This is a genomic window from Streptomyces sp. NPDC058576, from assembly GCF_042718715.1.
Taxonomy (GTDB): Bacteria; Actinomycetota; Actinomycetes; order Streptomycetales; family Streptomycetaceae; genus Streptomyces.
Genome location: NZ_JBHXPF010000042.1, coordinates 29946 through 42703, shown reverse-complemented (window position 1 = coordinate 42703; position 12758 = coordinate 29946). Strand labels below are relative to the sequence as shown.

The 12758-nt window shown below is 72.7% G+C and carries 10 protein-coding genes; 3 read left to right on the top strand and 7 right to left on the bottom strand.

The window, feature by feature from the left end:
• Positions 1-25: 25 nt before the first annotated feature.
• Complete coding sequence (locus ACFWRV_RS25755; protein ID WP_384338135.1) at positions 26-571, bottom strand: sigma-70 family RNA polymerase sigma factor; 546 nt, start codon at positions 569-571, stop codon at positions 26-28.
• A 153-nt stretch (positions 572-724) separates the two neighbouring features.
• Positions 725-1882, bottom strand: a complete 1158-nt coding sequence (locus ACFWRV_RS25750) for a glycerophosphodiester phosphodiesterase (protein ID WP_384338111.1) — start codon at positions 1880-1882, stop codon at positions 725-727.
• A 264-nt stretch (positions 1883-2146) separates the two neighbouring features.
• Between ACFWRV_RS25750 and ACFWRV_RS25745 the strand changes: the two genes are divergently transcribed.
• Positions 2147-2818, top strand: a complete 672-nt coding sequence (locus ACFWRV_RS25745) for a 1-acyl-sn-glycerol-3-phosphate acyltransferase (protein WP_229320536.1) — start codon at positions 2147-2149, stop codon at positions 2816-2818.
• Positions 2819-2900: 82 nt separating this feature from the next.
• On the opposite strand, the gene ACFWRV_RS25740 is transcribed toward ACFWRV_RS25745, so the two are convergent.
• Together ACFWRV_RS25740 and ACFWRV_RS25735 are read right to left on the bottom strand one after the other, a co-directional pair.
• Entirely contained in the window at positions 2901-4445 is a 1545-nt protein-coding gene (locus ACFWRV_RS25740) for an MFS transporter (protein WP_384338110.1), read from the bottom strand.
• Positions 4442-4993, bottom strand: a complete 552-nt coding sequence (locus ACFWRV_RS25735; RefSeq protein ID WP_384338109.1) for a TetR/AcrR family transcriptional regulator — start codon at positions 4991-4993, stop codon at positions 4442-4444. The genes ACFWRV_RS25740 and ACFWRV_RS25735 overlap by 4 nt, the downstream gene beginning before the upstream one ends.
• Positions 4994-5277: 284 nt before the next feature.
• Between ACFWRV_RS25735 and helR the strand changes: the two genes are divergently transcribed.
• Complete coding sequence (gene helR, locus ACFWRV_RS25730) at positions 5278-7443, top strand: RNA polymerase recycling motor ATPase HelR (RefSeq protein ID WP_384338108.1); 2166 nt, start codon at positions 5278-5280, stop codon at positions 7441-7443.
• A 29-nt stretch (positions 7444-7472) separates the two neighbouring features.
• Here the strand turns inward: helR and ACFWRV_RS25725 are convergent, their stop codons facing one another.
• The 3 genes from ACFWRV_RS25725 to ACFWRV_RS25715 form a co-directional block, all read right to left on the bottom strand.
• Positions 7473-8444, bottom strand: a complete 972-nt coding sequence (locus tag ACFWRV_RS25725; RefSeq protein ID WP_384338107.1) for an aldo/keto reductase — start codon at positions 8442-8444, stop codon at positions 7473-7475.
• Between the two features lie 88 nt (positions 8445-8532).
• Positions 8533-9960, bottom strand: coding sequence for an argininosuccinate lyase (gene argH, locus ACFWRV_RS25720; RefSeq protein WP_384338106.1), 1428 nt, complete (start codon positions 9958-9960; stop codon positions 8533-8535).
• Positions 9961-10076: 116 nt separating this feature from the next.
• Positions 10077-11270, bottom strand: a complete 1194-nt coding sequence (locus ACFWRV_RS25715; RefSeq protein WP_384338105.1) for an argininosuccinate synthase — start codon at positions 11268-11270, stop codon at positions 10077-10079.
• A gap of 193 nt (positions 11271-11463) precedes the next feature.
• Between ACFWRV_RS25715 and ACFWRV_RS25710 the strand changes: the two genes are divergently transcribed.
• Positions 11464-12729, top strand: a complete 1266-nt coding sequence (locus ACFWRV_RS25710; RefSeq protein ID WP_384338104.1) for a hypothetical protein — start codon at positions 11464-11466, stop codon at positions 12727-12729.
• Positions 12730-12758 lie beyond the last annotated feature (29 nt).

Here is a 12758-nt window from a genome sequence, read left to right as displayed (position 1 = left end):
CTGTCCGCCGGTTGCCTACCGCTCCCTATCCCCGCACGGATGGGGCGACAACCTCCGCAGCCAGCATTCTGCGCAGACATCCAAGGCAACGGGAACGGATGGGACCCAAACTCCCCTGTGACATACCCAACTCCCCTGCGATTTCCCGGTAGGTCGGGTCTCCGGGGGCGAGCAGCGCCTCCAGCAGCCGGGGGCAGCGGCCGGGCAGCCGGGCCATCGCGGAGCGCAGCGCCCGGCGTTCGGCGGCCCCGAGCGCGGCGCGTTCCGGGCAGTCGGCCGGTCCGGCGGCGGGTTCGGTGCCTGCGTACGGGCGTTCCCGCCGGGCCGTGCGGCGGCCCCGGCGCGCCTCGGCCCGTACGGTGTCGCGCACCCAGCGGGCCGCGTCGGTGGGTGGTCCGGCGGCGGCCGGGCGCTCCAGCAGCCGCACCCAGACGCTCTGTTCGAGGTCGGCGGGATCGACCCCGGCGGCCGGGGCCTCGGCCCTCGCCTCCGCGCGCACCAGGGGTTGTAACGCGCGGACGACGAGGACGGTGGCGGCGGCCGGGTCGATGTCATGATCGAGAAGCGTCATGTCCCGGCGGACGTGCCGGTGGGGGCGGCCGGTTGCTCCGGTCACGCCGCACCACCCGACCGGGGCATCCGGGAGCGCGCGGCTGACGGTGCGCCTCCCGTGCACGCGGTGCGCCTCCCGTACGCGAGGCGCACCGCTCCCGCCTCTGCCGCGTCAGCGTCCCGCGTGGTCCGCCGCCGCGAGGAGGGCCGTGTCCGGGTGGTCGGCGAAGATGCCGTCGATACCGGTGGCGAGGTAGGCGGCGCAGGCGCCGAACACGTCCCCGTAGGCGTTGGGGTCGGTGCCGCGCCGGAAGTCGGCGGGCAGGAAGCTGTTCTCGTTGCGCAGCGTGTACGGGTGCAGCCGCAGGCCCTTGGCGTGCGCGTCCCGGACCAGCGTGGTCGGAGCGGTGAGCCGTCCCGAGGCGTCCTTGGGGATGACCAGGTCGAGGGTGGGGCCGATGCCCTGGGCGAAGGACGCCATCCACTTCAGCCCGGCGGGCTTCACCAGGTCGGCGACGGTACGCGGGTCACCCGACTCGACGAAGTCCCAGGGGCGCTCCTTCGGGCCGGACAGCAGGACGATGCGCGGGGTGTCGACCAGGCGGGCGAGGCGCTGGACGGAGCCGGGCTCGAAGGACTGGAGGATGAGGGCCGAGTTCCGGCGGTCCCGGCCGTGGCGGCGCAGCAGCCGGGCGAGCGGCTCCTCCAGGCCGAGGCCGAGCTTCCGGAAGTAGGTGGGGTGCTTGGTCTCCACGTACAGCCAGACGGGCTCACCGCGCCTGCGGCCTTCCTTCTCCGCCCAGCGCAGGACCTCATCGAAGGTGGGGACGTCCCAGCGGCCGTTGTAGAGCGTGTTGTCCGGGCGGTTGCCGGGGATGCGCTCCTTGGCGCGCAGCGTCTTCAGCTCGGCGAGGGTGAAGTCCTCGGTGAACCAGCCGGTGTAGGAGACGCCGTCGATGCTCTTGGTGGCCTTGCGGCCGGCGAACTCGGGGTGGTCGGCGACGTCCGTGGTGCCGGTGATGTCGTTCTCGTGGCGGCAGACGAGGTGGCCGTCCTTGGTCGGCACGAGGTCCTGCTCGATGATGTGCGCGCCCATGTCGAGGGCCAGCTGGTAGGAGCCGAGGGTGTGCTCGGGGCGGTAGCCGCTGGCCCCGCGGTGGCCGATCACCGTCGGCACGGGCAGGTCGCGCAGCGATCCGTGGCCGCCGCCGTGGCCGCGCCCCCGCTCGGCCGCCTGGGCGGCGGCGGGCAGGCCGAGGGCCGCGGTGCCGAGGACCGCGGCGCCCAGGAGGGTCCGCCGGCCGGGGGTCTTCCGCGCGCGCTCCGTCATGAATGCTCCTCGCTTGGTGATGTCCGGGACCGGTCGAGCGAGGCCCGATCGTAGGCTGGGAGACGTACGTGAGGACGGACCTCCGGCCAACGTGGCGGAAACACATGTCAACACCGCGTATCCGCTCCGTGAACCCGATGTGCGATCAGCGCATACCCGCGAGTATCGTCCTCACCTGCACCGACCATCATCCGTCGGCACCGGCCACCGCCCGTTGGACCCTGTTCCCTCGCGGCCGGCCCGGCCACGACACCGGAGGAACCGTTGTCCCGTCTCACGGTCATCAAGGCAGTGCTCGGACCGATTCTGCGCCTGATGTTCCGCCCACAGGTGGAGGGCGCCGAGAACATCCCCGGGACCGGGCCGGTGATCCTCGCGGGCAACCACCTCACGTTCATCGACTCGATGATCATGCCGATCTGCTGCGACCGGCCGGTGTTCTACATCGGCAAGGACGAGTACGTCACGGGCAAGGGCTTCAAGGGCAGGCTGATGGCCTGGTTCTTCACCGGCTGCGGCATGATCCCGGTGGACCGGGACGGCGGCCGGGGCGGGGTCGCGGCGCTGATGACGGGCCGCCGGGTGCTGGAGGAGGGGCAGGCCTTCGCGATCTACCCCGAGGGCACCCGCTCCCCCGACGGGCGGCTCTACCGGGGCCGTACGGGCATCGCGCGGCTGACGCTGATGACGGGTGCGCCGGTGATCCCGTTCGCGATGATCGGGACCGACAAGCTGCAGCCGGGCGGCGCCGGTCTGCCCCGGCCGGGCAAGGTCACGGTGCGCTTCGGTGAGCCGATGGAGTTCTCGCGCTACGAGGGCATGGACCGCGACCGCTATGTGCTGCGGGCGGTGACCGACTCGGTGATGGCCGAGGTGATGCGGCTCTCCGGCCAGGAGTACGTGGACATGTACGCGACGAAGGCGAAGGCGGCCTGACCGCCCTCACGACGCTCGCGTCGAAGGGCCCGCACCCCACGCCGGGGTGCGGGCCCTTCGCCGTACGGTCCCGCCCGCACGCCTACGGGTGCTCGATGCCGTCCTCCAGCTTCTGGCCGCGCAGCAGGAACCAGGCGGCGACGGCCGCCGCCAGCAGCACCGCGGCGCCGACGCCCGCGGCCGACCGCAGTCCGTCGACGAACGCCTCCTGGGCAGCCGAGACCAGCGGCCCGGCCTGGGCGGCGGGCAGCGCCGCGGCGGACTCGACCGCCCCGCCCAGGGACTCGTGGGCGGCCGACTCGACGTCGGCGGGGATACCGGACGGCGTGGGGAAGCCCCGGTAGACGCCGGTGACGATGGAGCCCAGCAGGGCGATGCCGAGGGCCGCGCCCAGTTCGTACGCGGTCTCGGAGACGGCGGACGCGGAGCCCGCCTGCTCCTTCGGGACGCTGGAGAGGATCACGTCGGCGGTGACGGTGAAGGCGAAGCCCGCGCCGACGCCGACGACCAGCAGCATGGCGCCGAGCAGCGGATAGCCGGTGTGCTGGTCGAGCAGGGTCACACTGCCGAGGGCCAGACCGACCGCCGCCAGGCCGCCCGAGACGACCGAGCGGACCGAGAAGCGGCGCGCGGCGAATCCGGCCAGCAGACCGGCGGTCACCGCGCCGATCGCGGCGGGCAGTTCGGCGAGCCCGGCCTCCAGCGGCCCACGGCCCTGCACCAGTTGCAGGAACTGGGAGAGGAAGAAGACCAGGCCCGACAGGCCGAGGATGGTCAGCAGGTCGGCGAGGACCGCGCCGGAGAAGCCCCGGTGGTGGAAGAGCCGCATGTCCAGCAGGGGCGCGGGCAGCCGCAGCTGCCTGCGGACGAACCAGGTCAGCGCGCCGATGCCGAGGACCGCGGCCGCCGCCGAGTCCCAGCTCAGGCCGTGCGAGGCCGTCTCCTTGATGGCGTACACGACACCGATCATGCCGACCAGGGAGAGCCCGACGCTGAGCATGTCCCACGGGCCGGGGGCCGGGTTCTTGGACTCGGGGATCAGCTTGATGCCGACGACCACGAGGACGGCCATCACGGGCAGGTTGATGAGGAAGACCGAGCCCCACCAGAAGTGTTCGAGCAGGAATCCGCCGACGACCGGGCCGACCGCCGCGCCCGCCGAGGCCATCGCGCCCCAGATCCCGATGGCGAGGCTGCGCTCGCGCGGGTCGTGGAAGAGGTTGCGGATCAGGGCGAGGGTCGAGGGCATCAGGGTGGCGCCCGCGACGCCGAGCAGCGCCCGGGCCACGATCATCATCTCGGGCGTGGTCGCGTACGCGTTGAGCACGGAGACCGCGCCGAACGCCACGGCGCCGATCAGCAGCAGCTTCTTGCGGCCGATCCGGTCGCCGAGGCTGCCCATGGAGACGAGCAGGCCGGCGATGACGAAGGAGTAGACGTCACCGATCCAGAGCAGCTGGGTCCCGGTGGGCTCCAGGTCTTCGCTGAGGAACGGGGTGGCGAGACCGAGGACGGTCGCGTCCACGGCCACCAGCAGCACGGCGAGGACGAGGACGGCGAGCGCGATCCACCGCCCCGGGCGGCGTACCGCGTCCATGGTGTCCCGGTTCTGGTCGGTGCTGATCATTGCTCAACGCTCCGGCGTGCTCCGCCGAGCAGCAACTCGACGATCATGTGTTGGAAGTCCTGTGCGGCGACCCGTCCCGCCTGGACGGCCCAGGCGCCGGTGCCGACGAGCCCGTAGAGGGCCTCCGTCAGCCAGGCGGGGGTGAGGTCGATACGGAATTCGCCGCGTTCCTGGCCGCGGCGGAAGAAGGCGGAGACGCGGGCGTCGGCCCGGTTCCAGCCCTCGTTGACCTCGTCGCCCTCGAAGAGCTGGTTCTCGTTGACGAGGAAGGACAGCAGTCCGGCGCTGGGCTCGACCCCCGCGATGAGGCGGCGCAGCCCCTCCTCGGAGGTGCCCTCGTCGAGCCGGGCGGCGTCCAGGGCCGCCTCGAACTCGTGGATGCCGAGATTCTCCAGCGCCTTCACCAGGGCGTCGCGCCCGGCGAAGTGGCGGTGGAGGGTGGCCCGGCCGATGCCCGCCGCCTTGGCGACCTCGTCCATGGTGGCGGTCGATTTGCGGGTCAGCAGGGCGGCGGCGCTGCGCAGCACCTGCTCACGGTCGAGTGTCATGAGACGACCATAACCCATGTGAGACGTTCTTGTCTCACCGAAGGGCCTGCAGGACGAGAGGCCTGCGCGCGAGCACACAGAGAGGAGGAAAGGGAGGAGCCAGGAGGAGACGGGAGGAATCCCGAGAAGGAAAAAAGTGGCCGGAGGAAGAACCACTCCTTGCCACTCTCAACTTATAGCTCATGGGGGGCCTTGCGGCAAGGCCCCCCATGTGACGCAGAATCGTCCGCCGAAGCCGGGACGGGACGCCGCCCCCGTACGTACCGCAGATCGGAACTGACGACGTGACACCCCTGACCACCAGCGCGTTCGACCTCCCCGACCGGCTCTCCCCCAAGGCCGACCCGGCGCTGATCGCCGATGACGAGCAACACTTCGCGGCCATCGCGCACTGCCTGGAGAAGTCGACCGCCGAGCTGACCGACCGGCTCGCGGCCGAGCGCCGGGCGCCCGGTGGGGCGAGCCGGCAGGCGATGGACCGGGACGTGGAGATCCACCGGCTGACCGCACGACTGCGCGCCCTGCGCCGGTTCGGTCTCGACCTGTGCCTCGGGCACATGGTCGCCGCGGACGGCTCCGGGCCGCTGTACGTGGGGCGGCTCGGCCTGACCGACAGCACGGGCCGCCGGCTGCTGGTCGACTGGCGCTCCCCGGCCGCCGAGCCGTTCTTCGGGGCCACCCACGCCGACCCCATGGGCCTGACGAGCCGCCGCCGCTACCGGTGGACCGGCGGCCGGGTCAGCGACTACTGGGACGAGGTGTTCGCACCGGAGGGGTTCGCCGGGCATGCCGCGCTGGACGACCAGTCGGCGTTCATCGCCAGTCTGGGCGGCAACCGGTCGTCCCGGATGCGCGATGTGCTGGGCACCATCCAGGCCGACCAGGACGCCGTCATCCGGGCCGGTTCCCGGGGCACGCTCGTCGTCGACGGGGGTCCCGGCACCGGGAAGACCGTCGTCGCCCTGCACCGCTCCGCGTATCTGCTGTACTCCGACCCGCGCCTGGCGCGCCGTCGCGGTGGCGTGCTGTTCGTCGGGCCGCACGAGCCCTATCTCGGGTACGTCGCCGACGTCCTGCCGAGCCTCGGTGAGGAGGGCGTGCAGACGTGCACCCTGCGGGACCTCGTCGCCGAGGGCGCGGCGGCGCGGCCCGAGACCGATCCGGAGGTGGCGCGGCTGAAGGCGTCGGCGGACCTGGTGAAGGCGGTCGAGCCGGCCGTCCGGTTCTACGAGGAGCCGCCCGCCGAGGGCGTACGGGTGGAGACGCACTGGTCGGACATCTGGCTGAGCGCGGCCGACTGGGCCGCCGCGTTCGGGTCGGCGGATCCGGGCACTCCGCACAACGAGGCACGCGACCAGGTCTGGGAGGAGCTGCTCACGATCCTGGTGGACAAGCACGACGGCGACGCCCCGGAGGACCAGCTGCGCGTCTCCCTGCGGCGGAACCGGGAGCTGTTCGCCCTCTTCGACCGCGCCTGGCCGCTGATCGAGGCGGCCGACCTGGTCGGCGACCTCTGGTCCGTACCCGCTTATCTGCGCACGTGCGCCCCCTGGCTGACCGCCGAGGAGCTCCGGCGGTTGCGGCGCGCGGACGCGCAGGCCTGGACGGAGTCCGATCTGCCGTTCCTGGACGCGGCCCGGCAACGGCTCGGTGACCCGGAGGCGTCCCGGCGCCGGCGCCGCCACGAGGCGGCGGCCGCCGCCGAGCGTGAGCAGATGGACCGGGTCGTCGACAGCCTGCTCGCGGACGAGACGCTGGCCGACGCGGACGCGGACGGCGAGGGGGCGGTGGTGATGCTGCGCGGGGCGGACCTGCGGGAGTCCCTGGCGACCGTGGACCGGCCGAGCGGGGTGGAGCCGGATCTGCTGGCCGGGCCGTTCGCGCACATCGTCGTGGACGAGGCCCAGGAGCTGACCGACGCCCAGTGGCAGATGCTGATCCAGCGGTGCCCGTCCCGGAGCTTCACCGTCGTCGGGGACCGGGCCCAGGCCCGGCACGGGTTCCCCGAGTCGTGGCGGGAGCGGCTGGAGCGGGTCGGGCTCGACCGGATCAGCCTGGCGTCCCTGACCATCAACTACCGGACGCCGGAGGAGATCATGGCGGAGGCGGCGCCGGCCGTCCGGGCCGTGCTCCCCGACGCCAATGTGCCGACCTCGGTCCGCAGCAGCGGCATCCCCGTCGCCCACGGCCCGGCCGAGGACCTGGAGGCCGTCCTCGGCGACTGGCTCGCCGCGCACGACGACGGGATCGCCTGCGTCATCGGCGACCCCGCCTTCCGGGCGACGGCCAGGGTGCGGTCGTTGACTCCGGAGCTGTCGAAGGGCCTGGAGTTCGACCTGGTCGTCCTCGTCGATCCGGAGAGCTTCGGCGAGGGCGTCGCGGGGGCGGTGGACCGGTATGTCGCGATGACCCGGGCGACCCGGGAGCTCGTCGTGCTGACGAGCTCCTGAGGCCGACGGGCGGGCCCTGTGGGCGGGGTTCAGTGCCAGGGCAGCCCGGCGCGGTGCCGCCAGTACGCCTCCGGCTCCTCGACCAGGGCGTCGAGGCTCGCCCGCTGCTCGTCGTCCAGGTCGACGACGGCGGCGTGCAGATTGCCGGAGAGCTGGCCCACCGTGGCGGCGCCCGAGAGCACGACGCCCGCCCAGGGCTGGTGCAGGACGAGCGCGAGGGCGACCGCGTCACCGCCCACCCCCGCGTCGGCGGCGATCTCCTGGAACACGGCGGGAGCCTCGTCGCCCGCGAGGCGCCCGTTGGCCATGCCCTCCTTGACGATCACGGTGACCCCGGCGTCGTGGGCCTCGGCGAGCGCGGGCGCGGCCGAGGTCTCCAGGGCGTTGTAGGTGGCCTGGACCGTACGGAAGAGGGGCTCGCCGTCGACCGTGACGGCGAGGGCGGCCCGGATCGCGTCGGCCTGGGTGGGTCCGCTGGTGGAGAGGCCGACGGTGACGCCGTCGGCGGCCAGGGCGGCGAGGCGGTCGAGCAGTTCCTTGTCGGTGAGCGCCGGGCTGTCCGGGGTGACCGAGTGGACCTGGTAGAGGCTGAGCCGGTTGCCGAGGAGCTCGCGGGTCTCGGCGTACTGGCGCTCGAAGGTGGCGAGGCTGTGGTCCTTGACCTCGTGCGCCTCGGCCTCGACGCTCCAGTCGGCGGTGTAGGTGTAGCCCCACTTGGAACCGACGACGAGGTCGGTGAACGAGGGCCGGGCGTCCAGCCACTCGGCGAGGAACTCCTCGGCGCGGCCGTAGGAGCGGGCGGTGTCGACGTACCGGACGCCCTGGGCGTAGGCGGCGTCCAGCAGCTCGTGGGTGCGGGCGCGCAGGGCGTCGGGGTCACGGTCGGCGGGCAGGTCCCGCTCTCGGTGGAGGTTGATGTAGCCGGGCCTCCCTACGGCGGCCAGGCCCAGTCCGATGTGGGCGGTCGGGGTCGTCGCGGCGGCCAGGGCGGCGAAGGGCATCGCGGGCTCCTCGGGTCGGGTTTCGGTTACTCCTACCCCGGTGAACGTAGCCCGCGACACCCTTCGTCCACCTCTTACGACACCGCCACTACCGGCGGGCGGTCGCCCAGGCGTGCTGGGCGGCCAGGTCTTCCTTCACCTCGGCGAGCTGTACGGCGACGGCGGAGGGGGCCGTTCCGCCCCGGCCGTCGCGGGCGGCGAGGGCGCCGGGCACGTTGAGGACCGTGCGGACCTCGGGGGTGAGGTGCTCGGAGATCTCGGCGAACTGCTCGTCGGTGAGCTGGTCCAGCTCGATGCCGTGCTGCTCGCACTCCTTGACGCACGCGCCGGCCACCTCGTGCGCCACCCGGAAGGGGACGCCCTGCTTGACCAGCCACTCCGCGATGTCGGTCGCGAGCGAGAAGCCCGCCGGGGCCAGCTCCTCCATGCGCTCGCGGTTGACGGTGAGGGTGGCCATCATGCCGGTGAAGGCGGGGAGCAGGACTTCCAGCTGGTCGCAGGAGTCGAAGACGGGCTCCTTGTCCTCCTGGAGGTCCCGGTTGTACGCGAGCGGGAGCGCCTTGAGCGTGGCGAGCAGGCCGGTCAGATTGCCGATCAGGCGGCCGGACTTGCCCCGGGCCAGCTCGGCGATGTCCGGGTTCTTCTTCTGCGGCATGATCGAGGAGCCGGTGGAGAAGGCGTCGTGGAGGGTGACGAAGGAGAACTCCTTCGTGTTCCAGATGATGATCTCCTCCGCGATCCGGGAGAGGTTGACGCCGATCATCGCGGTGATGAAGGCGAACTCCGCGACGAAGTCCCGCGAGGCGGTGCCGTCGATGGAGTTGGCGACCGAGCCGTGCTCGAAGCCCAGGTCGGCGGCGACCGCCTCCGGGTCGAGCCCGAGCGAGGATCCGGCGAGCGCCCCGGAGCCGTACGGGGAGACGGCCGTCCGCTCGTCCCACTGGCGCAGCCGCTCGGCGTCCCGGGAGAGGGACTGGACGTGGGCGAGAACGTGGTGGGCGAAGAGGACGGGCTGGGCGTGCTGGAGGTGGGTCCGGCCGGGCATCGCGACGTCCGCGTTGGCCTCGGCGAGCCCGACCAGCGCGCTCTGGAGGTCGGCGATGAGGCCGCCGATGGTCCGGGCGTGGTCGCGCAGGTACATCCGGAAGAGCGTGGCGATCTGGTCGTTGCGGGACCGGCCGGCCCGCAGCTTGCCGCCGAGGTCCGCGCCGAGGCGCTCCAGGAGCCCGCGCTCCAGGGCGGTGTGGACGTCCTCGTCGGCGATGGTGCCGGTGAAGGAGCCGTCGGCGACGTCCGCTTCGAGCTGGTCGAGGCCTTCCTGCATCCGGGTCAGCTCGTCCTCGGTGAGCAGGCCCGCCTTGTTGAGGACGCGGGCGTGGGCGCGCGAGCCGGCGATGTCGTACGGCGCGAGCCGCCAGTCGAAGTGGACGGAGGCCGACAGCTTGGCCAGCGCCTCGGCCGGTCCGTCGGCGAAACGCGCGCCCCAGAGCCGGACGTCACCGTTGTTGCTGCTCACTGCGTGCTCCTCAAGAACAAAGGCCAGGGCAAAGACGAAAGCGAAGGCAAGGTGCGGATATGCGGCCGCCTCCCCGCCACGTGCGGACGGGGAGGCGGCTGTACAACGAGGGGAGGTCAGGCGAGGTCGCGCTTGGCCGCGATCTTCGAGGAGAGACCGAAGATCTCGATGAAGCCCTGCGCCTTGGACTGGTCGAAGGTGTCGCCCGAGTCGTAGGTGGCGAGGTTGAAGTCGTACAGCGACTCCTCGGACTTCCGGCCGGTGACGACGGCGCGGCCGCCGTGCAGGGTCATCCGGATGTCGCCGGTGACGTGCTGGTTGGCCTCGTTGATGAAGCCGTCCAGGGCCCGCTTCAGCGGGGAGAACCACAGGCCGTCGTAGACCATCTCGCCCCAGCGCTGCTCGACCTGCCGCTTGTAGCGGGCCAGCTCGCGCTCGACCGTGACGTTCTCCAGCTCCTGGTGGGCGGTGATCAGCGCGATCGCGCCGGGCGCCTCGTACACCTCACGGGACTTGATGCCCACGAGCCGGTCCTCGACCATGTCGATCCGGCCGATGCCCTGCGCGCCGGCCCGCTCGTTGAGCTGCTGGATCGCCTGGAGGACGGTGACGGGACGGCCGTCGATGGCGACCGGCACGCCCTCCTTGAAGGAGATGACGACCTCGTCGGCCTCGCGCTGGGTGGCGGGGTTGGAGGTGTACTCGTAGATGTCCTCGATCGGCCCGTTCCAGATGTCCTCCAGGAACCCCGTCTCGACGGCCCGTCCGAAGACGTTCTGGTCGATGGAGTACGGGGACTTCTTGGTGGTCGCGATCGGGAGGTTCTTCTCCTCGCAGAAGGCGATCGCCTTGTCCCGGGTCATCGCGTAGTCGCGGACGGGGGCGATGCACTTCAGGTCGGGGCCGAGCGCGGAGATGCCGGCCTCGAAACGGACCTGGTCGTTGCCCTTGCCGGTGCAGCCGTGGGCGACGATCCCGGCGTTGTGCTTGTGGGCGGCGGCGACGAGGTGCTTGACGATGGTCGGCCGGGAGAGGGCCGAGACCAGCGGGTAGCGGTCCATGTAGAGGGCGTTGGCCTTGATCGCCGGGAGGCAGTACTCCTCGGCGAACTCGTCCTTGGCGTCCGCGACCTCGGCTTCGACGGCACCGCAGGCGAGCGCGCGCTTGCGGATGACGTCCAGGTCCTCGCCGCCCTGGCCGACGTCCACGGCAACGGCGATGACCTCGGCGTTCGTCTCCTCGGCGATCCAGCCGATGGCGACGGAGGTGTCCAGGCCGCCCGAGTAGGCGAGTACGACGCGCTCGGTCACGGGTTTCTCCTTACGGTGCAATCACTGATGGGTATAACTATGCAGTCCTCCGTATTGTTTGTCAAAACGGCAGGTCAGGGCGGCCTACGCGGTCGACCGGACGGAAAATGCCGACGCCCCTTGGCCGGAACACCTCTAGCATCGGCAGCCGACGACGGGGGGTGCGGCGGTGGACGGCCGGGACGGGGAGACCATGCGAGCCGTGGAGCGGGTGTGCGAGGGCGCGACGCCGGAGGAGGTGTTCGACGTCGCGTCGGCCGGGGCGTGGCCGGCCTTCGACGCCGCCGTGCGGAATCCGGACGACCGCCCCTGGCTGTGGACCCGCCCGGCCGGGGAGCCGGAACGAAGGGCCCCGACGCTGCTGGACCGGTTGCGCGGACGTGCGGGTTCCAGGGCCGCTGCCCCGGCCTCCCCGCCGCCACCGCATCCCGCTGTCGCCCTGTGCCACCGGGACGGGCGGGTCCGGGAGGCGGCATTGGACGCGGCCCGCACCGACCCGGAGCTGCGCCCGCTGCTGGTGGTGCGGTGCGCGGACTGGGTTGCTCCGGTCCGCGAGAAGGCCCGGACGCTGCTCGCCGAACTGCCCGGCGGCGACCTGCTCCCGCTGGCCGAGCTGATCCTGCGGCTGTCGCGGCGGGAGCGGGGCGGCTTCGCCCGCGCTCTGCTGGAGGTCGCGCTGCGCGAGGGCCCGGCGGCCGAGGTGCTGGCGCTGACGACCCACCCCGACCGGACGACGTACAGACTCGCGTACCGGATCGCGGTCGAACGCGGGCTGCTGACCCCCATGGAGCTGGCCGCCACGGCCGCGAGCTGCGGTGACGCCACCCTCCAGGACCTCTTCGCGGACGCCGCCGTCGCGGCCGTGACGGCGGGTGGGGCCGTGGCCCCGGGCGGGGCCGCCGTGCTGGACCGGCTGCTGACCGCCCGCGCTCCCCGGGTGCGCTCGGCCGGGGTGACCGCGCTGCGGCGGGCCGGGCGGCACGGTGACGCGGAGCCGTTCCTCGCCGACCGCTCGGGCGTCGTACGGGCCTGCGCCCGCTATGTGCTGCGGCAGGGCGGTGTCGACCCGCTCCCCGTCTACCGGCAGCTGTGCGCCGACCCCGCCGCGCACCCGGGAGCCGCCGCGGGCCTCGGCGAGTGCGGCGACCGCGTGACGGACGCCGGGACGCTGTGGGCCCTGGCGGAGCACCCGCTGCCCGCCGTGCGGCTGCACGCGATCACCGGGCTGCGCGCGCTGGACGTGGTGGTACGGGAGCGGTTGACGCCGTTGCTGGACGACCCGAGCCCGGCCGTGGTGCGGGCGGCGACCCGGGCCCTGCTGCCGGACGCCGCCGGGATTCCGGAGCGCCTGCTGCGCGAGCGCAGTGCGCCGGACCGGCCGCGCGCGGTGCGAGTGGCGGCGGATCGGCTGTTGCGGGCGGCGGGGCGGCAGCGGCGTCCGGACCCCGGGTACCGGTGATTCCCCGCCCGGAGTGAGCCGCTGGGCCG

Coding starts and splice junctions, on each gene's coding strand:
- ACFWRV_RS25725 (WP_384338107.1), bottom strand. CDS start 8,444: ATGCCCTTCGCCGCCCTGGCCGCCGCGACGACCCCGACCGCCCACATC.
- ACFWRV_RS25750 (WP_384338111.1), bottom strand. CDS start 1,882: ATGACGGAGCGCGCGCGGAAGACCCCCGGCCGGCGGACCCTCCTGGGC.
- ACFWRV_RS25755 (WP_384338135.1), bottom strand. CDS start 571: ATGACGCTTCTCGATCATGACATCGACCCGGCCGCCGCCACCGTCCTC.
- ACFWRV_RS25735 (WP_384338109.1), bottom strand. CDS start 4,993: ATGACACTCGACCGTGAGCAGGTGCTGCGCAGCGCCGCCGCCCTGCTG.
- ACFWRV_RS25740 (WP_384338110.1), bottom strand. CDS start 4,445: ATGATCAGCACCGACCAGAACCGGGACACCATGGACGCGGTACGCCGC.
- ACFWRV_RS25710 (WP_384338104.1), top strand. CDS start 11,464: ATGCGAGCCGTGGAGCGGGTGTGCGAGGGCGCGACGCCGGAGGAGGTG.